This window comes from Streptomyces viridiviolaceus (genome assembly GCF_014650995.1).
Taxonomy (GTDB): domain Bacteria; phylum Actinomycetota; class Actinomycetes; order Streptomycetales; family Streptomycetaceae; genus Streptomyces; species Streptomyces viridiviolaceus.
This window is the reverse complement of sequence record NZ_BMWA01000010.1, coordinates 88,269-113,108: the sequence shown is the minus strand read 5'-3', so window position 1 is coordinate 113,108 and position 24,840 is coordinate 88,269. Positions and strand designations below refer to the sequence as shown.

General features: G+C 71.0%; 22 protein-coding genes and 5 pseudogenes. 14 read left to right on the top strand and 13 right to left on the bottom strand.

Features of this window, described 5'->3' with window-relative positions:
• The first annotated feature begins 225 nt into the window (after positions 1-225).
• Positions 226-936: an SDR family NAD(P)-dependent oxidoreductase gene (locus tag IE260_RS16150; RefSeq protein WP_189872359.1), complete on the top strand. Its 711-nt coding sequence runs from the start codon at positions 226-228 to the stop codon at positions 934-936.
• A 130-nt stretch (positions 937-1,066) separates the two neighbouring features.
• Here IE260_RS16150 and IE260_RS16145 read toward each other — a convergent pair whose 3' ends face one another.
• Together IE260_RS16145 and IE260_RS16140 are read right to left on the bottom strand one after the other, a co-directional pair.
• Positions 1,067-1,414, bottom strand: a complete 348-nt coding sequence (locus tag IE260_RS16145) for a GNAT family N-acetyltransferase (RefSeq protein ID WP_189872356.1) — start codon at positions 1,412-1,414, stop codon at positions 1,067-1,069.
• Complete coding sequence (locus IE260_RS16140) at positions 1,411-2,406, bottom strand: pirin family protein (protein ID WP_189872353.1); 996 nt, start codon at positions 2,404-2,406, stop codon at positions 1,411-1,413. Before IE260_RS16140 ends, IE260_RS16145 begins: the two co-directional genes overlap by 4 nt.
• Before the next feature lie 95 nt (positions 2,407-2,501).
• Here IE260_RS16140 and IE260_RS16135 point away from each other — a divergent pair, with 95 nt between their 5' ends.
• The 4 genes from IE260_RS16135 (at position 2,502) to IE260_RS16120 (ending at position 6,538) form a co-directional block, all read left to right on the top strand.
• A complete protein-coding gene (locus tag IE260_RS16135; RefSeq protein WP_189872351.1) occupies positions 2,502-3,479 on the top strand; it encodes a carboxymuconolactone decarboxylase family protein in 978 nt (325 codons plus the stop codon).
• Positions 3,480-3,693: 214 nt separating this feature from the next.
• Positions 3,694-4,533 (top strand): alpha/beta fold hydrolase, encoded by an 840-nt coding sequence (locus IE260_RS16130; RefSeq protein WP_229880799.1) that lies wholly within the window; start codon positions 3,694-3,696, stop codon positions 4,531-4,533.
• 226 nt (positions 4,534-4,759) lie between these two features.
• A complete protein-coding gene (locus tag IE260_RS16125; RefSeq protein ID WP_189872348.1) occupies positions 4,760-5,275 on the top strand; it encodes a gamma carbonic anhydrase family protein in 516 nt (171 codons plus the stop codon).
• A 159-nt stretch (positions 5,276-5,434) separates the two neighbouring features.
• On the top strand, positions 5,435-6,538 hold the full coding sequence (locus IE260_RS16120; protein ID WP_189872345.1) for an FAD-dependent monooxygenase: 1,104 nt from the start codon (positions 5,435-5,437) through the stop codon (positions 6,536-6,538).
• A 170-nt stretch (positions 6,539-6,708) separates the two neighbouring features.
• On the opposite strand, the gene IE260_RS16115 is transcribed toward IE260_RS16120, so the two are convergent.
• The 3 genes from IE260_RS16115 to wrbA all read right to left on the bottom strand — a co-directional run bounded on the left by IE260_RS16115 (position 6,709) and on the right by wrbA (position 9,363).
• Positions 6,709-6,972: a DUF2630 family protein gene (locus IE260_RS16115; protein WP_189872342.1), complete on the bottom strand. Its 264-nt coding sequence runs from the start codon at positions 6,970-6,972 to the stop codon at positions 6,709-6,711.
• A 205-nt stretch (positions 6,973-7,177) separates the two neighbouring features.
• The gene (locus IE260_RS16110) at positions 7,178-8,566 is read right to left on the bottom strand and encodes a dihydrolipoyl dehydrogenase family protein (RefSeq protein WP_189872340.1); all 1,389 of its coding nucleotides are present in this window, start codon (positions 8,564-8,566) and stop codon (positions 7,178-7,180) included.
• A 176-nt stretch (positions 8,567-8,742) separates the two neighbouring features.
• Entirely contained in the window at positions 8,743-9,363 is a 621-nt protein-coding gene (wrbA, locus tag IE260_RS16105; RefSeq protein ID WP_189872338.1) for an NAD(P)H:quinone oxidoreductase, read from the bottom strand.
• Between the two features lie 221 nt (positions 9,364-9,584).
• On the opposite strand from wrbA, the gene IE260_RS16100 reads away from it, so the two are divergent.
• The 3 genes from IE260_RS16100 to IE260_RS16090 all read left to right on the top strand — a co-directional run bounded on the left by IE260_RS16100 (position 9,585) and on the right by IE260_RS16090 (position 14,883).
• Positions 9,585-9,857: a WhiB family transcriptional regulator gene (locus IE260_RS16100; RefSeq protein ID WP_189872335.1), complete on the top strand. Its 273-nt coding sequence runs from the start codon at positions 9,585-9,587 to the stop codon at positions 9,855-9,857.
• Between the two features lie 157 nt (positions 9,858-10,014).
• The gene (locus IE260_RS16095) at positions 10,015-13,794 is read left to right on the top strand and encodes a S8 family peptidase (RefSeq protein WP_189872331.1); all 3,780 of its coding nucleotides are present in this window, start codon (positions 10,015-10,017) and stop codon (positions 13,792-13,794) included.
• Positions 13,795-13,908: 114 nt separating this feature from the next.
• The gene (locus IE260_RS16090; protein ID WP_189872329.1) at positions 13,909-14,883 is read left to right on the top strand and encodes a helix-turn-helix transcriptional regulator; all 975 of its coding nucleotides are present in this window, start codon (positions 13,909-13,911) and stop codon (positions 14,881-14,883) included.
• Between the two features lie 142 nt (positions 14,884-15,025).
• Here IE260_RS16090 and IE260_RS16085 read toward each other — a convergent pair whose 3' ends face one another.
• Together IE260_RS16085 and IE260_RS16080 are read right to left on the bottom strand one after the other, a co-directional pair.
• Entirely contained in the window at positions 15,026-15,220 is a 195-nt protein-coding gene (locus IE260_RS16085; protein ID WP_229880796.1) for a hypothetical protein, read from the bottom strand.
• A gap of 108 nt (positions 15,221-15,328) precedes the next feature.
• A complete protein-coding gene (locus tag IE260_RS16080) occupies positions 15,329-16,546 on the bottom strand; it encodes an MFS transporter (RefSeq protein WP_189872326.1) in 1,218 nt (405 codons plus the stop codon).
• Positions 16,547-16,645: 99 nt separating this feature from the next.
• On the opposite strand from IE260_RS16080, the gene IE260_RS16075 reads away from it, so the two are divergent.
• Entirely contained in the window at positions 16,646-17,548 is a 903-nt protein-coding gene (locus IE260_RS16075) for a LysR family transcriptional regulator (RefSeq protein WP_189872324.1), read from the top strand.
• Here IE260_RS16075 and IE260_RS41670 read toward each other — a convergent pair.
• Positions 17,529-17,633 (bottom strand): annotated as a pseudogene (locus IE260_RS41670) (oxidoreductase); the annotation flags it as partial. The gene IE260_RS16075 and the pseudogene IE260_RS41670 sit on opposite strands and share 20 nt — an antisense overlap.
• A gap of 141 nt (positions 17,634-17,774) precedes the next feature.
• Here IE260_RS41670 and IE260_RS16070 point away from each other — a divergent pair.
• The 4 genes and pseudogenes from IE260_RS16070 to IE260_RS41665 all read left to right on the top strand — a co-directional run.
• Positions 17,775-18,260, top strand: coding sequence for a MarR family winged helix-turn-helix transcriptional regulator (locus IE260_RS16070; RefSeq protein WP_189872321.1), 486 nt, complete (start codon positions 17,775-17,777; stop codon positions 18,258-18,260).
• Between the two features lie 400 nt (positions 18,261-18,660).
• Complete coding sequence (locus IE260_RS16065; protein ID WP_189872319.1) at positions 18,661-19,641, top strand: quinone oxidoreductase family protein; 981 nt, start codon at positions 18,661-18,663, stop codon at positions 19,639-19,641.
• Positions 19,589-20,416: pseudogene (locus IE260_RS16060) on the top strand (NmrA family NAD(P)-binding protein); the annotation flags it as partial. The gene IE260_RS16065 and the pseudogene IE260_RS16060, both read left to right, overlap by 53 nt.
• 330 nt (positions 20,417-20,746) lie before the next feature.
• Positions 20,747-20,893 (top strand): annotated as a pseudogene (locus IE260_RS41665) (MFS transporter); the annotation flags it as partial.
• Positions 20,894-20,956: 63 nt separating this feature from the next.
• Here IE260_RS41665 and IE260_RS16055 read toward each other — a convergent pair.
• The 3 genes and pseudogenes from IE260_RS16055 to IE260_RS16045 form a co-directional block, all read right to left on the bottom strand.
• Positions 20,957-21,185, bottom strand: a pseudogene (locus tag IE260_RS16055) (IS5/IS1182 family transposase); the annotation flags it as partial.
• 174 nt (positions 21,186-21,359) lie between these two features.
• Positions 21,360-21,533: pseudogene (locus IE260_RS43065) on the bottom strand (DUF1697 domain-containing protein); the annotation flags it as partial.
• 115 nt (positions 21,534-21,648) lie between these two features.
• Positions 21,649-22,035: a MerR family transcriptional regulator gene (locus tag IE260_RS16045; protein WP_189872316.1), complete on the bottom strand. Its 387-nt coding sequence runs from the start codon at positions 22,033-22,035 to the stop codon at positions 21,649-21,651.
• A gap of 81 nt (positions 22,036-22,116) precedes the next feature.
• On the opposite strand from IE260_RS16045, the gene IE260_RS16040 reads away from it, so the two are divergent.
• Positions 22,117-22,773, top strand: a complete 657-nt coding sequence (locus IE260_RS16040) for an SDR family NAD(P)-dependent oxidoreductase (protein ID WP_189872313.1) — start codon at positions 22,117-22,119, stop codon at positions 22,771-22,773.
• Between the two features lie 434 nt (positions 22,774-23,207).
• On the opposite strand, the gene IE260_RS41660 is transcribed toward IE260_RS16040, so the two are convergent.
• Positions 23,208-23,441 carry a hypothetical protein gene (locus tag IE260_RS41660; protein ID WP_229880793.1) on the bottom strand — a complete coding sequence of 78 codons (234 nt, stop codon included), beginning with the start codon at positions 23,439-23,441 and terminating at the stop codon, positions 23,208-23,210.
• 551 nt (positions 23,442-23,992) lie between these two features.
• A complete protein-coding gene (locus tag IE260_RS16030; RefSeq protein WP_189872310.1) occupies positions 23,993-24,403 on the bottom strand; it encodes a RidA family protein in 411 nt (136 codons plus the stop codon).
• Positions 24,404-24,840: the final 437 nt, after the last annotated feature.

The window sequence follows — 24,840 nt, the reverse complement described above, 5'->3', positions numbered from 1 at the left end:
GCGCGGGTGAGGATCACCGTCCGCCGCGAGACGGCGGGGACCTACCCCGTCGGGAACGGACCGCTGACGGGAGGCTTCATCGTGCGGCGGTGAACGCCGCAGTCGCCCCGTGGGTCATTTGACGGATTCCCCGGCACCCGCGATCGACGACTCTTGCCGTGTCAGCAGACGCCGCCCCCGACGACCGGTCGGGGGCGGCACCGCCAGGAACCGACAGGAGCAGTCATGAGCAACGATCAGAAGGTCGCCATCGTCACCGGTGCGTCGCAGGGCATCGGCGCCGAGCTGGTGAAGGGCTACCGGGAGAAGGGCTTCCGGGTGGTCGGGACCTCGCGGTCGATCAAGCCGTCGGAGGACCCCGACCTGGTGACGGTGGCGGGTGACATCGCCGATCCGACGACCGCGGCCCGGGTCGTCGCCGAGGCGCTCGAGCGGTTCGGCCGCGTCGACACCCTGGTCAACAACGCCGGTGTGTTCATCGCCAAGCCGTTCACGGAGTACACCGCCGAGGACTTCGCGACGATGCTGGGAGTGAACCTGCACGGGTTCTTCCACGTCTCCCAGGCCGCCGCCGAGGCGATGGCCAAGCAGGGCAGCGGTCACATCGTCACCATCACCACCACCCTGGTCGACCACCCCATGGCGGAGGTCCCCTCCGTCCTGGCGTCGCTGACCAAGGGCGGCCTCAACGCGGCCACCCGGTCCCTCGCCATCGAGTACGCGTCCAAGGGAGTGCGGGTGAACGCGGTGTCGCCCGGCATCATCAAGACGCCGCTGCACCCGGCCGAGGCCCACGAGACGCTCGCGGGACTGCACCCGGTCGGTCGCATGGGAGAGACGAGCGACATCGTGGACGCCGTGCTCTACCTGGAGTCGGCCGGCTTCGTGACGGGCGAGATCCTGCACGTCGACGGTGGCCAGAGCGCGGGCCGCTGATCCGGATCGTCAGGGACGGGCCCGGTTCGGCTCCTCTCCCGGTGGACGCGACGCTGTCCGGCGGTACGCCTCCTGGCACACCGCCGAGCGGCGACTGCGCTCGGTCACCCGACCCTCCTCGGGCGGTGCGTCACCTCAGCTCCGCCTCGATCCACCGCACCACATCCGGTGTCACGGGGTCGGCGATGTCCGCGAACTCCTCGTGCTTCTCGAGGAACGCCTTGACGTACGGGCAGACGGGAACGACTCGCCTGCCCGTCGCCCGCACGTCGCCGAGGGCCTCGCGGACGAGTCGGGACGCCAGTCCCCGGCCGGCGAACGCCTCGTAGACCTTGGTGTGGTAGAAGACCCGCTGCTGTTCCCCGCGGTCCCGGTAGGCCGTGAAACCGGCGGTCCGGCCGTCGACCTCTATCTCGTAGCGGAACCGGTCCGGCACGTGGCGGACAGTGGGGACGGTGGAGGGTGCCTGCTCTGTCATCGTGCGTCCTTCGTGGCGGGGGCAGGGTTCCTGCGCGGGGTGAGGGTGGCGTTGGGGAGTGCTGGGGCGGGAAGGCGGTCTCCGGGATATCCCTGGACCCGGCCGAAGCGGTCGGAGGCGTTCTCCCAGGCCTCGCGGGCCCGGACGATGTCGTCGTGGGTGCGGCCGATGAAGTTCCACCACATGACGATCTCCTCGCCGAAGGGGGGCCCGCCCAGCAGTACCAGCCGTGCGGTGCCGGGTCCCTCGTTGGCGACGGTGAGCTCGGCGCATCCGGGGGCGGCGTAGCCGAGTTCGGCCGGCTTCAGGGCCGTGCCGTTCAGGAGGACGTCACCGGCGTCCACCAGGAGGCCGTGCTCGAACTCCGGGTCGACGCCGAGCGTCACCGTGGCGCCCGGCTCCACGGACAGTTCCGCACCGAGGAGGGGCGTGAAGGTGTGCACCGGGGAGGTGTCGCCGGCGAGCGTGCCGAGGAAGACACGGGCGGTGCCGCCATCGAGCCGCACCGGGTCGGGTACGTAGTGCTGGAAGTCCCTGGCGGCGTCGCGGTGTTCGTCGGGCAGTGCCACCCACAACTGGACGCCGTGCAGAATCGTCGTTCGCGAGGTGGACACCTCCGTGTGGCTGATCCCGAACCCGCCCGTCATGAGGTTGAGTTCACCAGGCCTGACAAAGGCGTGACTGCCGAGGCTGTCGCGGTGTTCGATCTCCCCGCTGAACAGCCAGCTGACCGTCTGCAGACCTGTGTGCGGGTGCGGTGCGACGTCCATTCCGCCCGTCGCGGAGACGCCGTCGGGGCCGTAGTGGTCGGCGAAGCACCAGGCTCCGATCAGTGTGCGGGCGCGCTGGGGCAGGGTCCGCCGCACCGGCATGGCCCGAGGGCCGCCGAGCGGGACCTGCCGGGCGGTGAGGACCTCGACGGCCGGGGACGCCCCGTCGCCGGCCGGTCCGCCGCATCTCAGCTCGGCAGGCTGTGTTTCGGTGTTGCTCACGCTTCCAGCCCTCTCACCAAAGAATGTTTGAGTTTCAACAATTATGCGTCGATGATAGGGCGGGCGGCGAATGATCGCTCGATGAAGGAGACGACATGCCGGAGACGGCGGCGGTGAGACCCGGCAACCGGGTCTTCATCGACAAGCAGCACCCCGACGCCTACCGCGCGCTCGCCTCGACAGCGCAGGCCGCGAAGGACGCGGCGGCCGCTGCCGGGCTCGACCGGACGCTCGTGGAACTGGTCAACCTGCGCGTGTCCCAGCTCAACGCCTGCGCCTACTGCCTCAACCTGCACACCCGCGCCGCCCTGCGAGCGGGCGAGACCACCCAGCGGCTGGGCGTCCTGGCTGCCTGGGCCCGGACCCGCTGGTCCCGTGGTCTCATGTCCCTCACCCACGGTCGTCCGGAAGAGGCTTTCGAGGAGCTGTCCCTGCTGTCGAGGACGGACGGGGACGCCTGGGACCCCATCGTCGCCGGCTGGGCAGTGGGGGACCTTGTGGCCGCGGCCGTGGCCTCCGGCCGAGGGGACGAGGTCAGGGCCGGTGTGGAACGGGTCGAGCGCGTGGGCCGGCACACCGGATCGGCGCTGCTGCAGCATCTGGTGGCGCGCTCGTACGCGATGCTGAGCGACGGTGAGGCGGCCGAGCGGCACTTCACCACGGCGCTGGCACCGGCCGGCGCACCGATGCGCTACGAGCGGGCGCGCACTCATCTGGCCTTCGGTGAGTGGCTGCGCCGGCAACGGCGTGTGCTGGAGGCCCGTACCCATCTCCAGCAGGCGCACGACTCGTTCTGCGCCCTGGGAGCCGACGCCTGGGCGCAGCGTGCCGCGTCGGAGCTGCTGGCCGCCGGCGAGACCACGGCGTCCGGTCACCCGGCGTGGGCGGAACGGTTCAGCCTCACTCCTCGCGAGGCGGAGGTGGCCCGGCTGGCCGCCGCAGGACTGACGAACCAGCGGATCGGCTGGCAACTCGGTCTGACGCACCGCACGGTCGCCAGTCATCTGTCGCGGGTCTTCCTCAAGGTGGGGGTGCAGTCGCGCCGGCAGCTTCCCTCGGTGCTGCGGCCGTAGACACATCGGCCCCACTGCCCGGGAACGACGTAGAGCGTCGGGTGAGGGTGGAAGCAGTCAAACAACAGAAGCCGAAGGGTGTCCGCCCGGAGCACTCTGAGAAGGAAGCCGCGGGCGGTACGAAAGCCGGCCGCGGTGGTCCATCACCGGCCAGTGACGAACGCCTGCCGCACCACGGCACCGTCCCTGCGCCTTACCTCACTTGGAGATTGTCGTGCCTTCTCGCCGAGTCATCACCGCCTCGCTGGCCACCCTCGCGGCCGCCGGTCTCGCCGGCGGCGCCCTGTTCACCCCGCTGGCGAGTGCCGAGCCCAGCCAGTCCCACGGGACGTCGGCTCCGAAGCCCACCGTCGTCCTGGTCCACGGCGCCTTCGCCGACGCCTCCAGCTGGAACGGTGTCGTCAAGCGCCTCCAGGCCGACGGGTACCCGGTGAAGGCTCCGGCCAACCCGCTGCGGGACCTGCCCGGTGACGCCGCCTACATCTCCAGCGTCCTGGCCCAGACCGAAGGGCCCATCATTCTGGTCGGCCACTCCTACGGTGGCGCCGTCATCACGAACGCCGCGGCCAGTGACCCGGACGTCAAGGCCCTGGTGTACATCGCCGCGTACGCCCCGGACGCCGGGGAGACCGTCGCGAAGCTGTCCGAGCACCCGATGGAGCACCCCACCGCCCCGCTGCCCGTGGTGCCGAGCACCTACCCCGCCCCCGACGGGTCCACCGGGGTGGAGCTGACGATCGACCCGGCGAAGTACCGCGACACCTTCCTCAGCAACACGGTCTCCCGCGCCACCGCCGCGTCGCTGGCGGTGGCCCAGCGCCCGGTCTCGGCCGCCGCCCTGAACGGCGAGACCAAGGACCCGGCGTGGAAGAAGCTGCCGTCCTGGTACCTGGTGGCCCGCCAGGACCACGCCATCGGTGCCGACCTGGAGCGCTTCATGGCCCAGCGCGCCGGTGCGAAGACCGTGGAGGTCGACGGGTCGCACAACGTGATGCTGAACGCACCCGGTGCGGTGACGAACCTCATCGAGAAGGCCGACAAGGCCACCCGCTGACCTCACCGTGAGATCAGCGGCAGGGACGTGTCACACAGGATGCCCCGCAGCGTGCGCTGCGGGGCATCCGCCGTCGTGCACCGCACCGTCCACCGCCTGCCGGAGTGCCCGTTAGGACACGTATCCCGCCTGTCCGCACAGGTTCTCGCCTCCGTCGGGCTCGTCCGACGCACGAACCGCCTACGATGCCTGGCATCCGGCCGTCGCTTCCCGGGAGCACCTCACGATGGGTCAGCTCTACGCACACCGAGGCGCCTCCCCGCGGGTGGCGCCCTCGGCTCTTCTCTTCCCGAGCGCGGAACTGATCGGTGACGTGGTCGTCGGTGAGGGGACGGTCATCGGTGCCGGAGCCCGGGCCGTCGGAAACCGGCAGAACGGGGTCCGCATCGGTGGAGGAGTCGTCGTCTCGGTGAACGCGGTGCTGCATGCCGCGGCGGGCAGCGAACTGGTCATCGAGGACGATGTGGTGATCGGACCGGGTGCGGTCCTCAACGGCTGTCACATCGAGCGCGGCACCGTGGTGGAGGCGGGCGCCCTCGTCGACACCCGCAGTCGCATCGGTGCCGACAGTTTCGTCAGTGCGGGTGCCCGGGTGACGTGGGGCTGTGTGTTCCCGCCCCGGTCCGTTCTCGACGGCTTCCCCGCGGACGTGATGGGACGGCTCAAGGCGCCTCCGCGCCGTCCGGACTGGGTGTTCGACGGCAGTGACATGGCGACGCTGCGGGTGGTCGACACCTTGTAGGCCGTGTGCTCATCAATCCATCGGCATCTCGGCTTCCCTTCCAGGTTTCGACGTTGTGAAACCGCGCGGAGCCATCGCACCTGTCACGGCCGGAACGGGGCGGGCCCTCGGCCGACGCGCTCCGGCCGCCTGCACCTCCCTGTGGAAAGGAATCCCGCTGTGAACAGGCCTCGTACTTTGATCGTCGGAGCCGGCATATCCGGTCTGGCACTGGCCAAGGCTCTGATGGACCGAGAGCTCCCGGTGGACGTCGTCGAGCGCCGTGCCGAGGATGAGCAGGCCACCCTGGGAGCCGGCCTCTACCTTCCGGCGAATGCCGTCCGCGCGCTCCGGAGCATCGGTGTGGGGGATGCTGTGGCCAAGCTCGCGGAGCCCGTGACACGGCAGCGGCTCCACGACCACCGCGCGCGCCCGCTCGCCGAATTCGATGTGGAGCGGATCTGGGGTGATGTCGGCCCCTGCCTGGCGATCACCCGGGGCGAACTGCACGAGGTGCTGCGTACAGCCGTCGATGCCACAGTCGTCCGTTACGACACCGCGGTGACCGAGGTGGCCCAGGACACGACCGTGACCTTCGCGGACGGCGCCACAGAAACGTACGACCTGGTGGTGGGTGCGGACGGTATCAACTCCGCCGTGCGACGCTGCCTGTTCGGCGGCCCGGAGCCGCGCTTCCTGGGCCAGCTGTGCTGGCGGTTCATCGCCGACGACACCGCGCCCGGCATCACCGACTGGACCGCGCGCCTGGGCACCAAGGGCCGGACATTCCTGACCGTTCGGCTCGGCGTCGGCCGCGTCTACTGCTATGCCGACATCAACAGCCGCGTTCCCACCGCTCCGGCCGGCGACTGGCGCACGCTCTTCGCGGACTTCGGCGGCCCTGTCCCGCGCCTGCTGGAACAGGGCGCGGATGCGCACTTCGCCGCACTGCACGAGAGCGTGAACACGGTATGGACGCGCCCGGGCGTGGCCCTCGTCGGTGACGCCGCCCATGCCTTCTCTCCGAGCATGGCCCAGGGCGGCGCCATGGCCCTCGAGGACGCCGTGGTCCTCGCCGACGCCCTCGGAACAGCGCCTGACGTCACCGCCGCCCTCGCCGCCTTCCAGTCTCGACGCGCCGGTCGGGTCGCCTGGGTCGTGTCCCAGAATCACCGCCGCGACAGGGCCCGCAATCTTCCCACGCCGCTGCGCAACTTCACTCTCCGCAAGACCGGGGAGCGCATGTTCAAGGCCAATCACGCTCCCCTGCTCGACCTGCCCTGACGGGTGGTGCAGACGACGTGAACGGGCGGGCCAGGGGGTGTTCGCCCGCTCCCGGCATCCAGATCGTTCAGCCGGTGGAAGCACAGAGAGAGGGCGACACCCCACCACCGGGTGTCGCCCTCTTCTCCGATTCGTCCGGTCGCTGTCGACACCGGAGTGCGGCCGTCGGTTCAGGAGAGGTAGTGCTCCACCTGCGAGGCCGGACGCACATGTGCCTCTTCCGGATCCTGCCCTGCCGTGATCAGGGCCCGCCGCTGCCGCAGCAGGTCCCAGCACTGGTCGAGTTCGGTCTCCAGCCGGTTCAGACGCTCGTGCTCGGTCGACCGGTCGATGGCGTGCTGCGCCAGGCGGTCACGCAAATCCCTCTCCTGGCTGATCATTTCGGTGATGCGGCCGAGTATCTGCTTCTCGGCCTCGGCTTCGGCTCCCGACATGGTTCGCTCCCTGGACGACGTGGCATGTCTCGGCGGCTCCGGCACGCCTGCCGGCCCCGCCACGAAAACTCTCCCGCACCGGCCCGCGGAACCGCATCGGTCAGACGACTGCTCCACGGCACCGGCACGCGCAGGATCAGTCGGTCCAGGCGTTGAAGAGCATGTTCAGGCCCTCCGCTGCTTCACGGCACCGGCACGCGCAGGATCAGTCGGTCCAGGCGTTGAAGAGCATGTTCAGGCCCTCCGCCATGGTCGGGTGGGCGATGATCGAGTCCCTGAGCAGCGTGTACGGGGCGCCCGTCAGCATGGCGGTCTGCACGACGGTCAGCACCTCCGAGGCGTCCGGGCCGAGCAGGGCCACGCCGAGGATCCGGTCGCTTTCCCGGTCGACGACGGCCTTCCAGACGCCCCGGGTGTCCCGCAGCGTGCGGGCCCGCGGAATGGCCGCGACCGGCATGCGAGCGATCCGCACGTCGTGGCCCGCGGCCCGGGCCTCGGTCTCGGTCATGCCGACCCTGGCCAGCTCGGGCGTGGTGAACAGGTTCCAGGGCACCAACCGTCCCGTCGTCCGACGGTCGCCGCCGGCGATGTTCGCCTTGACGATGCGGTAGTCGTCGAGCGAGACGTGCGTGAACTGGGGACTTCCTGCGACGTCGCCCACCGCCCAGGTACGCGGGGCCGATGTCGCCAGCCGGTCGTCGACCCGCACGAAGCCCCGGTCGTCCGTCCGCACGCCCGCCGCGTCGAGGTCCAGGTTCTTCGTGACGGGTTCCCGGCCGACGGCCACCAGCACGTCCGTGCCGGTCACCTCCGTTCCGTCGCCCAGGCGCACGGTCACTCCGGACGGGCCGCGCGAGACCTCGGTGATGGTGACGCCCGTGTGGAGACGCACACCGGCGTCCGCGAGGAACCCGGTCAGTGCCTCCGAGACGTCCGGGTCCTCCCGGGGCAGCACCCGCTCACCGCGGTGCAGCACCGTGACCCGGCTCCCGAATGTGGCGAACATCTGGGCGAACTCCAGTCCGACGTAGCCGCCGCCGATCACCACCAGGTGCTCGGCGATGCGGTCCAGGTGCAGCAGCGTCTCGCTCGTGAGGGGCTCGACCTCGGTGATGCCGGGGATGTCGGGGATCCCGGGCACGGTGCCGGTGTTGATCACCACGTCCTTGCCGCGCAGGACTCGGGTACCGCCGTCGTTCAGTTCGACCCGCACGGTGCGTTCACCGGTGAAGCGGGCGGTCCCCAGGATGAAGTCCATACCCCTGTCGAGGAACTGACGGTGGTTGAGGTCGACCATGCCGGCCACCACGCCCTCCTTGTGCTCACGCAGGAGAGTGAGGTCGGCCACGGGCTTTTCGGCACGGACACCGACCTGCTCCGCCCGGCTCAGGCTGTCGAGGAGCCTGGCGCTGGTCACCAGGGTCTTGGTCGGGATGCACGCCACGTTGATGCACGTGCCGCCGATCATGCCGCGCTCCACCATGGCCACACGTCCACCGCCGCGGGCGATGTCCATGGCGAGTGTCTTGCCGCCCTTGCCGCCTCCGACGACGAGGAGGTCGACGTCTTCCACGCCGGTGTCTGCCTGGGACATGTCCCGCTCCTTCACCACGAATTCCGTACCTCTCCAGCCTCGGCCGTCCGTCCGTCGGCCGCATCCGTCACACGACTGCGCGGGGAACCGCCGCACGGGCGTGAACGCGCCGTCGCGTGTCCGGGAGGGAGATCGATCTCCCTCCCGGACACGCGACGTCCCTCCCTGTGGGAAGCTCAGGCGGCTGCCAGTCCCGCCTTCAGCGCGCCGGCGATCTGGACCACGCGCTCGGCCTGGTGCCGCGCGGCGTTGCGGGTCTCGTCACCGATCGGGTTGTTGCCCTGTCCGTCCACGTGCGACGTGCCGTAGGGGTTGCCGTCCACGAACTTGACGGGGTCGGTGTAACCGGGCGACACGATCAGGCCGCCGAAGTGGTGGATCGAGTTGTAGAGCGCCAGCAGCGTCGACTCCTGGCCACCGTGGGTGGTCGCCGTGGTGACGAAGCCGCTGTAGACCTTGTTGGCCAGCTTGCCCTGCGCCCAGAGGCCGCCGAGCGTGTCAAGGAACTGCTTGAGCTGGGAGGAGACGTTGCCGAAGCGCGTGGGCGTGCCGAAGATGACGGCGTCCGCCCACTCCACGTCGTCAGGTGTGGCGACGGGGATGCCGGCGCTGGCGGCCGCGTGCGCGGCCCATGCCTCGTTGGAGGCGATGGCGGCTTCCGGCGCCAGCTCGGCGGCCTTCAGCAGACGTACCTCCGCTCCCGCCTTGGTCGCCGCGTCGGAGATCTCCTTGGCGATCTCCGCGCTGAAGCCGGTGGACGAGTAGTAGATGACGGCGAGCTTGACCGTGGGGCTCACGAGCGGACTCCCTTTCCGATACGTCGGCGCGCCGGCCGTGATCGATGCCGACGCTGTCGTGCTAGATGGTCGCGGGGCAGTGGGGGACACCACATCTGTCATTCGACTCAACGTCACACCTGCGCTCCGACGGTCAGTCAGGCGACGGATGTGCGCGCGCTCCGACCGGCGCACTCTCTACCGGACAGCACCGTGGAACCTATCGGGAGGGGAGCTGAGCCATGCCCAGACCACCCAGTTACGCAGTCCGTCTCCAGCCAGTGGGCGACCTGTGGGACTGGCAGCGTTTCGCCGCCTGCCGCGGCATGGACAGCTCCGTCTTCTACTCACCCACGGGTGAGCGCGGTCGCCTCCGGCGCGAACGCGAGGAGCGTGCACGCCGTGTGTGCGAGGGCTGCCCGGTCCGGGAGCAGTGCGCACGGATGGCGCTGGAGACGCGGGAGCACTACGGCGTGTGGGGCGGCCTGTCCGAGGCCGACCGCAGCCGCAGATGACGGAAGCCCGCCCGTTCCCCTCGTGCCGTGCCCCACGGGCGACGCGTGTCGCGGTTGCGACATGTCGCACCTGTGCCAGCGGAATCGGGTGACAGCGATGTCATCACCGCCGGATTCTGACGAGCGCATGAACATCGCATCGCTTGTGAGGGAAGGCATGGGACTGAGAAGACGGATCCGCCTGGCGGCGGCGACATCGGTGGGCCTGGCGCTGGTCGCCGGTGCCGTGTCCCCGGTGATCGCCGACGCCACGGAGCCGAAGGGCGGGGCCGTCACCGCGGTCACGTCCGACGAAACGGCGACCGTGCGCCTGATCACGGGCGACAAGGTGACCGTCCGCAAGGTGCCCGGTATCGGCCGGCAGACCGCCGGCGTGGAACCGGGTCCTGGACGGCAGGGCATCGTCTTCCGCACGGTGGAGGAGGACGGTCGCCTGACCGTCCTGCCCTCGGACGCCGCCGGCCTCGTGTCGGCCGGCCGGCTGGACGGCGCGTTGTTCGACGTGACCGCCCTGATCGCGCAGCGCTACGACGAGGCCCACACAGACGCGCTCCCGCTGATCCTGGGCGACTCGCCCGCCGGGAAGGCTCCGGCGGCCCGGGAGCTGACCGCCTTCTCCGACGACGGCTCCCCCGTACGCGAGTTGACGAGCATCAAGGCCCGCTCCGTACGAGTCGACCAGCAGCAGCTCGGCCGGTTCTGGGAAAGCCTCGTACCGGACGGCACGGAGGTGGCTGCCGATCGGGTCTCCACCATGCCCAGGATCTGGCTGGACGGACGCGTGGCGCCGGTACTGGACCGCAGCACACGGCAGATCGGCGCGCCGGCCGCCTGGGACGGTGGTTTCCGGGGTGACGGCGTCAAGGTCGCGGTCCTGGACACGGGGGCGGACGCCTCGCACCCCGATCTCGCCGGGCGCATCACGGAGGCCAAGGACTTCTCCGGAAGCTCGGGCACGGGTGACGTCTTCGGCCACGGTACGCACGTCGCGTCCATCGTCGGGGGCAGCGGAGCAGCGTCCGACGGCAGCCGCAAGGGGGTCGCGCCGGACGCCGACCTGCTCATCGGCAAGGTGCTCGGTGACGACGGCTACGGCTCCGAGTCCCAGGTGATCGCCGGCATGGAGTGGGCCGCCTCGGAGGGGGCCCAGGTCGTCAACATGAGCCTGGGTTCGGAACAGGCCACCGACGGCAGGGATCCGATGAGCCTGGCGCTGAACGAGCTGGGCCGGCGCACGGGCACGCTGTTCGTCGTGGCCGCGGGCAACAGCGGCGAGCAGGGAGCCCGCACCGTCGGCTCTCCCGGCGCGGCCGACGCGGCGCTCACCGTCGGCGCCGTCGACCGGGACGACTCCCTCGCGGCGTTCTCCAGCCGCGGTCCCCGGCTCGGCGACGACTCGGTCAAGCCCGACGTCACCGCGCCCGGCGTGGGCATCGTCGCGGCCCGGGCGGCGGGCACGACGATGGGCGACCCGGTCGACGAACACCACGTGGCGGCGTCCGGCACCTCCATGGCGACGCCCCATGTGGCGGGCGCCGCGGCCCTGCTCGCCCAGCGCCATCCGGACTGGGACGGCACTGCGCTGAAGGACGCCCTGATCAGCTCGGCCGACACGATGACGGGTCAGAAGGTCACGGAACAGGGCGGCGGGCGCATCGATGTCGCCGCCGCCCTCGGCCCGGTGTCCGCTACCGGCACCGTCACCCTCGGCTCCTTCGAGGCCGGCACCACCGCTCCGCGCACGGTGCCGCTCACGTACACCAACAGCTCCGCCGAGGACGTCACCCTGACCCTCACCCCCCGCTGGTCGGAGGCGGACGGCCGGGCCGTCCCCGCCGAGGCCCTCCGGCTGGGCTCGGGCACGGTCCGCGTCCCGGCGGGCGGGACTGCCGAGGTGCCGCTCACGCTCGACCCGGCGCATGTGCCCCAGGGCAAGTACTACGGATACGTCAGCGGCACCGCCTCGGACGACGCGGTCACCGTGCACACCACGCTCAGCCTGGTCGTGCACGGCCCCGTCCACCGGCTCACGGTCCGGACGCTCGACAAGGACGGCGACCGCGTCCAGGCCCTGCCGACGATCTGGGGGGCCGAGGGCTTCGTCGACTACACCGACCCCGACACGGCGGTCGCCGAGGTGGAGGAAGGTGTCTACTCGGTCTCCCACGCCTCGATCGACACGGCGAGTGACGGTCAGGAGCTGCGTGAGGTGATCCAACCCGAGGTGAACGTCACCAAGGACACGGTCGTCACCTTGGACGCCCGCGCGACGCGCGCGGTCGACATCCGCACTCCCCAGCCGGCCGAGCAGCGCGGGACGCTCAGCTACCAGACGTACCGTGAGCTGGACGGCCACAGTGCGCTCCAGGGGACGATGTACTTCGACAACGCCAAGCGCCTGTACGTCAGTCCGACGGCGACGGTCACGCACGGCACCTTCGAGTTCTCCTCGCGCTGGCAACTGGTCGCTCCCCTCCTCGAAGCGACCGTGGCGGGGACGGGCAACCGGCTCAACGCGTACTACATGCCCAACTCCCCCCTGCTGGACGAGGGCGGCTCGACGCTGACCGCCATGGCCGCGGGGGACGCCACCGAACCCTCGCTCGCACACGCCCGCGGCAAGGTGGCCGTCCTCACCAACCGCGACGGGATCGACGAACGCCCGGCGATCGAGCGGGCCGCGGCGGCCGGTGCCCGCGCCGTCGTCCTGGTCCACTGGGAGGACAACGCCTGGACCCGCTGGACGCCGGACGGCGAGCGCATGGCGCTGCCGACGATCCGCGTCGGCGCCCGGTCCGGCGACGACCTGCTGGACCGCATCGCCCGCCGCACCACGAAGCTGCGCTTCGGTGGCACGGCACGCAGCCCCTACCTCTACGACGTCATGCAGGTCGCCAAGCAGCGCATCCCCCGGCACGTCCGCCATGACGTCACCGCCTCGAACAGCGCGGTCGTACGGACGACGTACGCCGACAACGGCGGTACGGGCTGGGCCGCCGAGCAGCGCTTCGGCTGGCGGCCGTTCCAGACCTCCGCGTGGCTGCAGTACACCAGGTACGTGCCGACCGGTTTCGAACGGACCGAGTACGTCAGCGCCGGCGACACGACGTGGCAGCACCTGGTCCACCACCGGACGACCTACGACGTCGACCTGCCCCTCGCGCTCGGCATGCGTGACACGCCCCGCTCCTACAAGGCCGGCACACGCGCCGATGAGACGTGGCAGGGGGCCGTGGTCCGGCCGTCGATCCCGGCCGGCACCACGACGCCGACCGTGCGTTCCGGCGACGTACTGCGGCTGCGCGTACCCGAGTTCACCGACTCCCAGGCAGGCCACTGGTCTCGTCTGCTGCCCCCTGACGGCGGCGGCATCGGGACCTCCGCGGAGTCCGGTGACTCGGCCGGGGCCACGCTCTACCGTGACGGCGCGCGGGTCGCGGAACTCGCCGATGCCTGGCAGGACGTGGAGGTGCCGACCGGACCGGCGGACTACCGGCTGGACCTGAAGACGCGACGCGTCGCGGACGACTGGCGGTACGGGACGGCGACGGACACGTCGTGGTCCTTCCGCTCCGGTGGTACGACGGACGCCCCGGTCACTCTCAACCTGCTCCAACTCGACTACGAGGTGCAGGTCGCGGCGGACAACTCACTGGCCGCGAGCGGGAAGTACGGTTTCCTCGTCACAGTCCGCGCGCAGGAGGGACTGCCCGCTCCCCGCGGTGTCCGGACACGCGTGGAGACGTCCTACGACGACGGCAGGACCTGGCAGCGCGCCCAGGTCCGCGATCGCGGCCACAACGCCTTCCAGGCCACGGCCCCCCGCCCTTCGGCGGTCCACGGCAGCACCCCGGTGAGCGTCCGCGTCACGGCGACGGACGCGGCCGGCGCATCAGTACGGCAGACGGTGACGCGGGCCTTCCTCCTGACCAGGTAGCCCCCTGACGGCCGGTGGGCGAGCGGGCGTGGGGCCGCTCGCCCACCGGCACCCCGTTGCCATGTAGTACGCTTTTCAACTGTCTCGTGGGTTGCGGTTCGGGAGGGACCCGGAGTGTTGGAAGCGGTGGGAGTCCGGGAACCGGCGGAATCCGTCTACCGGCTCCTCGTCGCCTCCGGCCGGGCGAGCGCCGAAGAACTCGCCCGCCGCACCGGCATGGACCCGGAATCCATCGGGCACGCCCTCGACTCATTGACCAGGATGGGGCTGGTCAGCCACACCGACGGCGAACCCCGCGTCTTCCGGGCCGTCCCTCCCGACGTCGCCCTGCTCCCCCGTATCAAGAGCAGCGCCGACGCATTGGAGCTGGCCCGCGTCGAGGCCGCCAGACTCATCGAGGCCTACCAGGACACGGCACGGCGTCACCACGCCGGCCAGCTCCTGGAGGTCATCACCGGCGCCGAGGCCCTGCGCCAGCATCTGCGGCAGATACAGACGTCGGCACGCGAGGAGATGCTGTGGTTCTGCAAGGCCCAGTACGTGGCCATGCCGTCCGGCAGCAACGCCGAGGAGTTCGAGGCCCTGGCGCGCGGCGTCCGGTACCGCGTGCTCTACGAGAAGGCGTTCTTCGACGACGAGGGAGCCGTGGACAATGTGGTGGCCGGCGTCCGTGCGGGCGAGGTCGCCCGCACGGTCCCCGAACTGCCGCTTCGGCTGGCGATCGCGGACCGCTCGGTCGCGATCTTCCCCTTGGTGCCCGGTGGCCCACAGGGCAGCCCCGACGAACCCACCACCGCCCTCGTGCGCGACAGCAACCTGCTCGGCGCCCTGCTCGCCCTCTTCGAACGCTACTGGGAGGACGCCGTGCCGCTGAACATCGACGACACGACGGACTCACCCGACCTGCCGGCCATCGACCGCAAGCTGCTGTCCCTGCTGGTGGCGGGGGTCGCCGACAAGGCGATCGCCTCCCAACTCGGCCTCAGCCGACGCACGGTGCAGCGGCACATCCAGCGCATGATGGAGCGCGCGGGGGCGGGCACCCGTATGCAACTCGCATGGCAGGCGGCACGCCGGGGATGGCTCTGACGCGGGTTCGGACGCGTACTGCCGGCAGCCGGACGGCTGGAGGAGGCCCGCGCCGAGGCCGAGGGCGCGGTGACCATGGCCGGCTCGCCCTGCCGCGTGCTCGCGCTGCTGCCGGCAGACGAGAACTGACCGGTCCGAACGGTCAGCCGGCCTCGTCCTGACGACCGGTCTTCTCCCGGCCCACCGACGACAGGTGCCGGCGCAAGAAGGCGGACCCTCCAGCCCGTTCGCCGGCCAGGAGGAGGTCGGCGAGACGCACGTGCTCGGCGCAGCGCAGGCCCGCGCGGTCGCGTTGCAGGGAGCGCCGGTACTCGATGAGGCGGCGCAGGCGGTCCACGCGGCGCAGGGAGTCGATGAAGGGCGCGGCGCTGAACGCGGTGCAGATCGCGGAGCTGGTGGCGGCGGAGCTGTCCGCCTCGTGACCCGGAGTGCCACACGGGGGCGGTCACCGGACGTCGGTGGCCGCCCCCGCGGCGCCCCCGGCGGACGCGACGGCGGCCAGGGCGAGCAGGGCCAGCGCGGCGCCCGTGCCCAGCACGTACGGCAGGCCCGCACCGTCCGCGATCCGGCCGCCGGTGAACGCGCCGAGCGCGATCGCCGCATTGAACACCGACGCGAACAGGCCCGACGCCGCATCCCGGGCACCCGGCGCGGAGGCCGACAGCCAGTTCTGCGCGGACACCGAGACACCCCCGTACAGCAGGCCCCAAGCCAAGAGCAGGGCCGTCGACGCGGTGGCCGAGCCGCCGGACGGCACCAGCAGGGCGACGGCCGTGCCGATCCCGGCGCTGACGGTGAGCAGCGCCCGACGCGGGTCGCGGGCGGCGAGCGCGCCCAGCGTGAAGGTGCCGGCGACACCCGCCAGGCCGTAGCCGAGGAGCAGGGCGCTGATCTGGCCGGCGCCGGTGCCGGGGACGCGTTCGAGGACGGGCCGGACGTAGGTGTACGCGGCGAAGTGGCCGGTGACCAGGAGCGCCACCGCGAGCAGCCCGCGGGAGAAGCGGGGCGTGCGCAGCAGCCGCGTGAACGCGCCGGGCCCGGCCGGCCGTTCCGCGGGCAGCGGCGGCAGCGCGAGCGCCAGCGCGCCCGCCACGGCCAGCGCGAGGACGGCCAGCGCGGCGAACGCCCACCGCCAGCCCGCCAGTTCCCCGAGGAAGGTGCCCGCGGGCACGCCGAGCACCGACGCCACCGCGATCCCGCTGAAGATCACCGAGGTGGCCCGTCCGACCGACGCCCCGGGCACCAGCCGTACGGCGAGCCCCGCGGCCACCGCCCACACCCCGCCGATGCACACGCCGACGACGGCGCGGGCGGCGAGCAGGACGGTGAAGTCGCCGGCGAGCGCGCACAGCAGGTCGGCGGCGGCGAGCAGGAGCAGCAGCGCGCACAGCACCGTGCGCCGGCCGGCGCGGCGCACGGCCACCGGCAGCAGCAGCGCGCCGGCCGCGGCGACCAGGCCGGGCAGGGTGACGGCCAGGCCCGCGGTGCCGGGCGAGACGCCGAGGCCGGTGCCGAGCGAGGTGAGCAGGCCGACGGGGAGCATCTCGGTGGTGACGACCGCGAAGGTGGCGGCGGCCACGGCGAGCACGGCGGCCCACGGGTGACGGGGTGCGCCGGCGGGTGGGGTGCCGTGCGGGACGGGGTCGGTGGTCGTGGAGGACATGCCCTCCACCCTTCGGCGGCGGGGCGCAGGGAACAACGGCAAAGTCCTCACCCTTGCATGAGCGGGACTCATCGATCGTCGGGCGGGAGGTCGTCGGCCGTGGCCGGGCTGGAGACGCGTGAACTGGAATGCTTCCTGGTGCTCGCCGAGGAGCGGCACTTCGGCCGGACGGGCGAGCGGCTGTTCGTCTCGCAGAGCCGGGTGAGCCAGCTGCTGCGGTCCCTGGAGCGGCGGATCGGGGCGACGCTGGTGCACCGCACCAGCCGCCGGGTGACGCTCACCCCGCTCGGCGAGCGGTTCCTCGCCGACCTGCGCCCGGCCTACGACGCGCTGGCCGCGGCGGTGGAGGGCGCGCGGGCGGCGGCCCGGGGCGTCGGGGGCACGCTGCGGGTCGGTTTCCAGGGGACGGCGGACGCCCGGCTGGTGCGGGCGGTGACCGCGTTCCATGCCGCGCATCCGGGGTGTGAGACGGAGCTGGTGGAGATCCCGTTCGCGGACCCGTTCGGCGCGGTGCGGGACGGGTTGGTGGACGCGTCCGTCGTACTGCTGCCGGTCGAGGAACGGGACCTGGTGCTGGGCCCGGTCTTCTCGCTGCGGCAGCAGACGGTCGCCGTCCGCGCCGGCCACCCGTTCGCGGGCCGTCCCGCGCTCACCGTCGCCGAGCTGGCCGCCGTGCCGCTGGTCCGGCCCGCTCCCCCGGCGCCCGCGTACTGGCGGGCGGTGCAGGCGCCCGGCGACCTGCCGGGACCGGAGGTGACGACCCTCCAGGAAGGGCTGAGCCTGGTCGCGGCCGGGCGCGGCGGGCTGCTGCTGTGCCGGCCCACGGCCGACCACCACCGCCGGGAGGACGTCGTCTTCGTCCCCGTCGACGGCCTGCCCGAGTCGGCTCTCGGCCTGGTGTGGCACCGGGACCGGGAGACGGAGACGGTACGGGCCTTCGCGAGGGCGGTGGCGGCGGAACCGGACGGTGCCCGGGAGGGGGTCAGCCGGACGCGGCGGTGACCACCTTGATGTTGAAGGTGTGGGTCCCCAGCCCGCCCGCGATGCCCATGAACAGCAGGGCGAAGCGCTCCTGCCCGCGCGCTGGAGATGTTGAGTTGGCGCTCCTGCTCGCTGGGGCAGGGGACCGTCACCACGGCTGTGATCCGACGAACCCACTTGCCAGAGACCGGGCCACGGGGTAATAGTTGGTTGAACGCAACCAACTAACGAGATGATGGTGTCGGACATGGGACGCGCATCAGCCACCCCCCCTGGCGGACCGGACGAACAGCTCACGGCTTCCCTCGAGGTGGCGTCGGCCCTTGCCGTGGTGGGGAACTGGATGTTCTCCACCACAGCGCGACGCCGCATCATGTCGGCCTCGGGACTCGACCTGTCTCTGGGCGACTACACATTGCTCGCCCAGATCTCCCAGCACGCACCCATACGGCTCTCGGTCCTCGCTAACCTCATGGAGGTCGACAAGTCCACGCTCACTCCGCCCGCCAAGCGTCTGGAGGCCCGCGGATTCATCGTCCGCGAGCCCGATCCGGCGGACGCCCGCGCCCAGCTGGTCAGCGTCAGTCGGGCCGGCAAGCTCGCCATCCGCAAGCTCTGGCAGGCGCGAGCCGCCATCGTGGCCGAGCTGATGGATGACTGGAGCACCGCCGAGATCAAGAGTCTGGCCGCGAATCTGGCCGCCTTTGCCGAAGCGATCGAGAAGAAAGGGTAGGACCCGTGGCCCGCTCCGGGGCCCCGAGATGCCGCGAGTGGCGGCGACACGACCACACCGCCCCCTGACGCCCGGCGGCGCCAGGACCGCACCGCATCGTCCTGGGTGATCACCACCCTCGTCTGCGTGGGCCAGTTCATGGTCCTGCTCGACATGTCCAGTCGGCTTCCTCGCTCGGCGGCCCGGCCGGTGACCTGCTCGGCCCCGCAAGCGCGTTGCGGAAGCAGCCCATCCCCGTACCGAGTACGCGCCGCTGTACCTCGACGCGGCCACGTCGCGTCACCCGCCATGCCGACGACCACATCATCCGTACCGGCGGCCGGTTCGACAGCCATCTGCTCGTGCCCGTCGTCGCGCACCAGCAATCCGTTCACAATCATCATTGAAGGGGTGAGGACAGGTGCGTGCCGTCCTGCTGAAAGATTTCGGTCCCCCGGACCAGCTGACCGTCGCCGAGCTACCGGACCCGCACCCCGCCCGGGGCGAGGTGGCGATCCGCGTGGCCGCGGTCGGCATCCAGTTCCTGGAGACCCAGGTCCGCTCAGGCATGATGCGCGCAGCCCTGGGCGGCGCGCCCTTGCCCGTGGTCCTCGGCAAGGAGATCGCGGGCGAGGTCATCGAGGTCGGGGCAGGCGTCGATGCGGCGCTCCTCGGCAGCCGGGTGCTGGCCACCACCGGGGGCACCGGCGGATACGCCGAACATGCCCTCGCGCCCGCCGAAGGGCTCGTCCCGGTGCCCGACGAGCTGGACTTCCGGGACGCTGTCGCGCTCTACCGCTACGGAGCCACCGCCCGCGGCCTGATCGACGCCGCGCGCGTCACCGCGGGCGACCGGGTCCTGGTGCAGGCCGCCGCCGGCGCCGTCGGCACAATCCTGGTGCAGCTGCTCAAGCAGGCCGGCGCGACGGTGATCGGCACGGCTCGCGGCGCCGCCAAGCTCGCTGTGGTCAAGGAGCTGGGCGCCGACCATGTCGTCGACCACTCGCTGCCCGGATGGACCGAGCAGGTGCGCGAGGCCGCTCAGGGCGCCGTCGAGATCGTTTACGACCACGTCGGCGATCAGCTCGGGCGCGAGTCGTTCTCGCTGCTCGCCACGGGCTCCGGCCGCCAGATCGTGTTCGGCTTCTCCAGCGGGCAGCCGCTCGACGTGAAGCCCATGGAGCTGTTCGGCCGCGGCCTGACCCTGACCGGCTTCAGCGCGAGCCTCATTTGGAACCGGCCCGCGTTCGCCCGCGAGCTGGTCACCGACGTCCTGGACCTGGCGGTCACCGGCCAGATCAAGCCGGTCGTCGGCCAGAGCTTTCCGCTGGAGCGGACGGCCGACGCGCATGCCGCCGTCGAGTCGCGCAGCACCGTCGGCAAGACCCTGCTCATCCCGTGAACCACCTCTCACGGGACGCGCATGGCTCACATCTGTCCGGGCCGGTCGAGGCCCGGAAGCTACCGAGAAGAGCAACACCATGACCACCGCATCGAAGACCTTCGTGGTCGGCGCCACCGGCCTGCTGGGCAGCCAGATCGTCAGCGCCCTGCTCGACAGGGGCGCCCCTGTGCGAGCTCTTGTCCGGCCGGGCAACGAGGGTGACAAGAAGGCCACACTCGCAGCCCTGGAAGCCCGCGGCCTGGAGCTCGTCGAGGGTGACATCACCCACCCGGTGGAGAAGCTGGCCGCCGCGATCGGCGACGCCACCACCGTGATCTCGGCGGTGCAAGGCGGCCCGGCGCTGATCGTGGACGGGCAGCTGAACCTGGTGCGCGCCGCGGAGAAGGCCGGTGCCCGCCGCTTCATCCCGTCTGACTTCGCCGTCGACATCACCAAGCTGGACGACGGCGACAACTTCATGATCGACTGGCGTCGCCAGGCCGCGGCCGCGTACGGCGACACGGGCCTCGATGTGGTCTCCGTGCTCAATGGCGCCTTCTACGAGGTCATGATCGGCTTCATGGGAATCGTCGACTGGGAGGCGGGCACCGTCTCCCACTGGGGCGATGCCGACCAGCCCCTGGACATCACCTCGATCGCCGACACCGCCGCCTTCACCGCCGCGGTCGCCCTCGACCCGCAGGCCAAGGGCACCCAGCGATTCGCCGGTGAGGTCGTGTCGATGCGCCAGTTCCACCGGACCCTCGAGCGGGCCACCGGCCGCACCCTCACCCTGAAGAACCTCGGCACCGCCGACGAACTGCGCGCGGAGATCACCCGCCAGGCCGGCCTCACCCACAACCCCTTCGACTACGTAGGTCTGCAGTACCAGTGGTGCATGGTGACGGGCAAAGCCAAGTTCGACACCCTGGACAACGCCAAGTACCCGCAGATCACGCCCAGCTCACTGGAGAGCTTCGTCCAGAAAGCCGCGCCCAGGCATGACGCGGGCACCGCTGGTACGACGGAACCGATGCGGCGCTCATCGTGCCGGCGTGTCACCGCCATAGCGGTGACACGCCGTGGCGGTGTGAGTCCGCTGTTCCGACGACTCAACGGCCTCCTGGCCCATGTGATCGCCGCCGCCCTGCTCGGCTGCGCCGTCGGCGCGGCGACAGCGGGCCGCGCCTCCGACCGCCTCGACCGGCTGTGGGGCATGCGCATCGCAGCGGTGCTTTTCACCGTCAGTGCGGTGGGATCCGCCCTTCCCCCGACGCCCGGTAGACATCTCGGGGCACGGCAGGCTCAGACGAGCCGCCAATTGGACGCCATTTCACTTGGCCAGTCGGCGGTGACATATGAGGGTCGCGGCGATGGCGGTGAAGACGAGGAATCGTTCCGGCTTGCTCGTAGCGGCGGTGGAGGCGCCGGCAGCCGGATAGCCAGGACATGGTCCGCTCTACGACCCAGTGGTGCCGGCCCAGGCGTTGTGAGTACTCGGTGCACTTGCGGGCGAGACGGTGCCGGATGCCGCGGAAGGCCAGCCATCGCCGCAGGTGCTGCCTTCCTACGTGGCCGGCGACACGTTCTGCCTGCCGGGGAACCATGCCCTGGAGGGCTTTGCCGGTCTTCCAGTTCCGGGTGGTCGCGGTGATGCCGAGCCGGCGCTCGATGAACGCGTTGTTCAGCTTGGTCCGCCCGTAGCCGCCCGGCACGTGCAGGTGGATCTCGTCGCCGAGCAGGGCGAACTCGGCGGTCTTCCCGGCCGATGTCCGCGGTGCGGCCGCCTGCTCGGGGGTCGGCGTCTCGGCGAGGAAGGTGACGTGCAGCCTGGTCGGGTCGTCCTCGCGGTCCAGGTACGGGTTGGCGGTGACCGTCCGGCCCAGTGACTCGCCGGTGCGCAGCAGCACGCCACGTACTTCCTCGTTTTCCCCACCTTCCCCCAGGCCTGTGGCACCGACAAGGAAGGGCCGATCCGCTGACGGGGGGCTCAAGAGGCACGCTCAAGCCGTGGCGCGCGCCCGGCTAGGCGGTCCCGGGTGACGGATCTGCTCCGTCGCGGGGCGCGGTGTCGAGAACGCGGTCCAGTATCCGCCGGGAACCCTCGAGTCGGGCGATCGTCTCGGTGATGCGGGCCCGCTCGCGCCGCAACTCACCGATGAAGGTGGGACAGCCGGACGGCACTCGCAGTTCGTCCTTGTCGCGCACGCAGTGCACGACCTTGGCGATGACCGAGGTGGAGAGCCCGGCGTCGAGCATCAACCGGATGTGGTTCACCGTGACGACGTCTGCCTCGGCGTAATCGCGGTAGCCGTTGTCCAACCGGACCGGCCGGAGCAGGCCCTGCTCCTCGTAGTAGCGCAACAGCCTCCTGCTCACGCCGGTTCGGTGAGCCAGGTCGCCGATTCGCATACGGCCTACTCCTTGACCTTCACATGGATGTGATGCCTTACCGTCCCCAGTATCGTTGATCGTCAAGAGGGGAGCCGGACAATGCCGGGTGCGGTGATCATTGGTGCGGGACCGGGGATCGGGCGGGCAGTCGCCCGTCGGTTCGCCAAGGAGGGTCTGCCGATCACGCTGATCGCCAGGGGAGCGCAGACACTGCGCGCCACCGCGGCCGCGATCGCTCCCCAAGGCGTGCCGGTCCTCACGGCGCAGGCCGACAGCACCGACCGGGCCGAGTTGGACGCGGCCCTGGACCAGGCCGTCGGGGAGCACGGCGTTCCCGATGTCACCGTGTACAACGCCGCGTTGGTCCGGGCGGACGAGTTGGGCCAGTTGTCGGTACGGGACCATATGGAGGCGTGGGCGGTCAACGTGGTCGGAGCGCTCAACGCCGCGGCACGCCTCGCGCCGGCCATGGCGATGCGCGGGAGCGGAACGTTCCTCGTCACGGGCGGCATGCCCGAGCCCAAGCCGCAGTACGTGAGCCTCTCCCTGGGCAAGGCAGGCGTGCGGACTCTGATCGCGCTGCTCGATCAGCAGTACGGGCCCTCCGGAGTGCACGCGGCGAGCGTCACCGTGGACGGCCCGGTCGCCCCCGGCACTGACTTCGACCCCGACGACATCGCGGAGCACTACTGGCGGCTGCACACGCAGCCACGCCACCTGTGGGACCGCGAGGTGCTGCACACCGGCCGCTCCTGAGGGCGCGCCGCCCTGCTGTGCCGGGTGGTCGAGTACTCCGCCATGCCTTCCCGGGGAGGGCTCAGGCGGTCGGGGCCTGTCCCACCGGCCTTGTCTCAGTTCAGGTCTGCATCGCTGTCCACGCACCGGTGCCACCCGCCCTCGTGGACCAAGTACTCGACGCCCATCTCCCAGCCGAGGTGCTTGCGCCTCACCCTGCCCTTGCGCGACCCGCCCGATCGCGACGCGACGCCCATGTCCGCGAGATGGCCGTCCTCGTCGGCGTGATGTTGCGGCAGTCCGGGGTGATGACTGCTGCGCGGTTCCCGTGCTCGAACAGACTCAGCGGACCACCTGGATGGTGCTGGACCCGTTAGCCACGAATTGGGTAGTTGACGCGGACGCGGACGAGGAGGCGGTGGCGTCGCAGTGTTAAGGAGGCGGTAGCCGGTCAGTCAGGACATGGTGCGTTCGATGACCTTCCTGCGACCGCCGAGTCGTCGCGCGGCGGCCTGACCACCAAGCTGGACCCGGCCGCGCTGGACCCGGCCGTTGGGGATCTCCGCCTGGAACAGGTGGGCGGTCACGGCGAGCGTGTCGGCGAAGGTGTCGTGGTCGACGCGCTGGGCCCAGATCGCTCCGGTGGGCCCGCCGTCTCGGGGCAGGCCGCGGAACGTCTTGTAGATCACGGGGCCGTGGTCGGCGGCGAACTTGCGGGCGGTTCCAACGTCGTTGGTGACCAGCGTCGGCGGGATCGTGAGGCCGAGCTGGACGGAGGGCTGGAGCTGGCCGGGCTTGAAGTCCGCAGCCGTGATCGCGCCGGGTGGTTGACGTACGTCGCGCCGTGCAGATGGTTGAGGATGCCGCCGAGCCCGTGCCGGGCCTCCGCGGCGGCGAAGTCACGCTGCTGGGCAGGCAGATGCTCGAACCGGACGGCGTAGGGGGTGGGGCGGCGGTAGTACACCGCCGCCGCCTCCCCAGCTCCACCTCCCGGCTGACCGTCCGCAGCCGCCCGGTGCAGGCCGGCGCCCCGGCGCCGATGCGGGCGCCGAAGACCAGGTCCGGCCCGATGTCGGCCGGGTCAACCCGTGCGACGGGCACCTCACATGGCGACTGCCGCTGACAGCCGGGCCCGGTCTCTCACCTGCGGCAGCGGGAGAGCTAGGTGCCGTCGGCCTGGCCCTGTGCCTGTAGTCGATGCGCTCCAGGGCTTGCTCTGGCCCTAGGGGATGTCCACTTCTCAGCGAATGAGACCGATCGCCTCGATCTCGATCATCCACTCGGGGTCGGCGAGTGAGGAGACCTCGACGAACGACTCCGCGAGGTGCGGCTTGTCCGGGAAGTGTTCCGCGCGCAGTCTGGCGAAGACGTCCTGTTGCGTGACGTCAGTGACGAACACGGTCGCTTTGACCGTGTCGGCGAGGCTGGAGCCTGCGTTCGTCAGCACCGTGGACAGATTCGCGAGCGCCTGACGGGCCTGGGCCTCGAAGTCCCCCACGCCGACCGTGGTCCCCTGGGCGTCGATCGGGGCCTGTCCCGATGTGAAGACCAGGTTCCCGACCCGGACGCCAAGCGAGATGCCGGCCGACTCGTACCAGTCGGGTTCCGCGGAAACACGCACACGTTCGACGGCGGGCTGTGTAACGGACATGCTGCTGTCACTCCCTGAAAGTTGTCAACGAAGCCGAGTGCCGCGATCGCCACCCGACGCGGTCCACACCCGAAAGCCACGGGAGGTCGTGATCCATTCCCGAGGGCCCGTGGCTTCGCACCGTCGAAGGCCTTCACCAGGGCTCTTTGGCGTCACCGCCGCTGACGTGCGGACGCTGGTCGTCGGACCCCGGCTGTGCGGCCCCCCATTTCCGAGGGCGCTACCGAGAGGCATGGCTAGGTCCTCCACATCCTCGGCGCCCAGCGCATACAGCACGCGGTGCGGTGAGCGGATGCACTGCATCCCCGAGGGCACCGATGCCGGGACGTCACGCACTGAACCGCTCCGCGTTCGGTGGAGGTGATGTGCCCCGGGTCTGGTGGAGTCATCGTGCTGGCCAGATGCAGGCAGAGGACGGCTTGGACTAGGCCGGTGAT

Coding starts and splice junctions, on each gene's coding strand:
- IE260_RS16150 (WP_189872359.1), top strand. CDS start 226: ATGAGCAACGATCAGAAGGTCGCCATCGTCACCGGTGCGTCGCAGGGC.
- IE260_RS16145 (WP_189872356.1), bottom strand. CDS start 1,414: ATGACAGAGCAGGCACCCTCCACCGTCCCCACTGTCCGCCACGTGCCG.
- IE260_RS16135 (WP_189872351.1), top strand. CDS start 2,502: ATGCCGGAGACGGCGGCGGTGAGACCCGGCAACCGGGTCTTCATCGAC.
- IE260_RS16125 (WP_189872348.1), top strand. CDS start 4,760: ATGGGTCAGCTCTACGCACACCGAGGCGCCTCCCCGCGGGTGGCGCCC.
- IE260_RS16115 (WP_189872342.1), bottom strand. CDS start 6,972: ATGTCGGGAGCCGAAGCCGAGGCCGAGAAGCAGATACTCGGCCGCATC.
- IE260_RS16110 (WP_189872340.1), bottom strand. CDS start 8,566: ATGTCCCAGGCAGACACCGGCGTGGAAGACGTCGACCTCCTCGTCGTC.
- IE260_RS16100 (WP_189872335.1), top strand. CDS start 9,585: ATGCCCAGACCACCCAGTTACGCAGTCCGTCTCCAGCCAGTGGGCGAC.
- IE260_RS16095 (WP_189872331.1), top strand. CDS start 10,015: ATGGGACTGAGAAGACGGATCCGCCTGGCGGCGGCGACATCGGTGGGC.
- IE260_RS16080 (WP_189872326.1), bottom strand. CDS start 16,546: ATGTCCTCCACGACCACCGACCCCGTCCCGCACGGCACCCCACCCGCC.
- IE260_RS16070 (WP_189872321.1), top strand. CDS start 17,775: ATGGGACGCGCATCAGCCACCCCCCCTGGCGGACCGGACGAACAGCTC.
- IE260_RS16045 (WP_189872316.1), bottom strand. CDS start 22,035: ATGCGAATCGGCGACCTGGCTCACCGAACCGGCGTGAGCAGGAGGCTG.
- IE260_RS16040 (WP_189872313.1), top strand. CDS start 22,117: ATGCCGGGTGCGGTGATCATTGGTGCGGGACCGGGGATCGGGCGGGCA.
- IE260_RS16030 (WP_189872310.1), bottom strand. CDS start 24,403: ATGTCCGTTACACAGCCCGCCGTCGAACGTGTGCGTGTTTCCGCGGAA.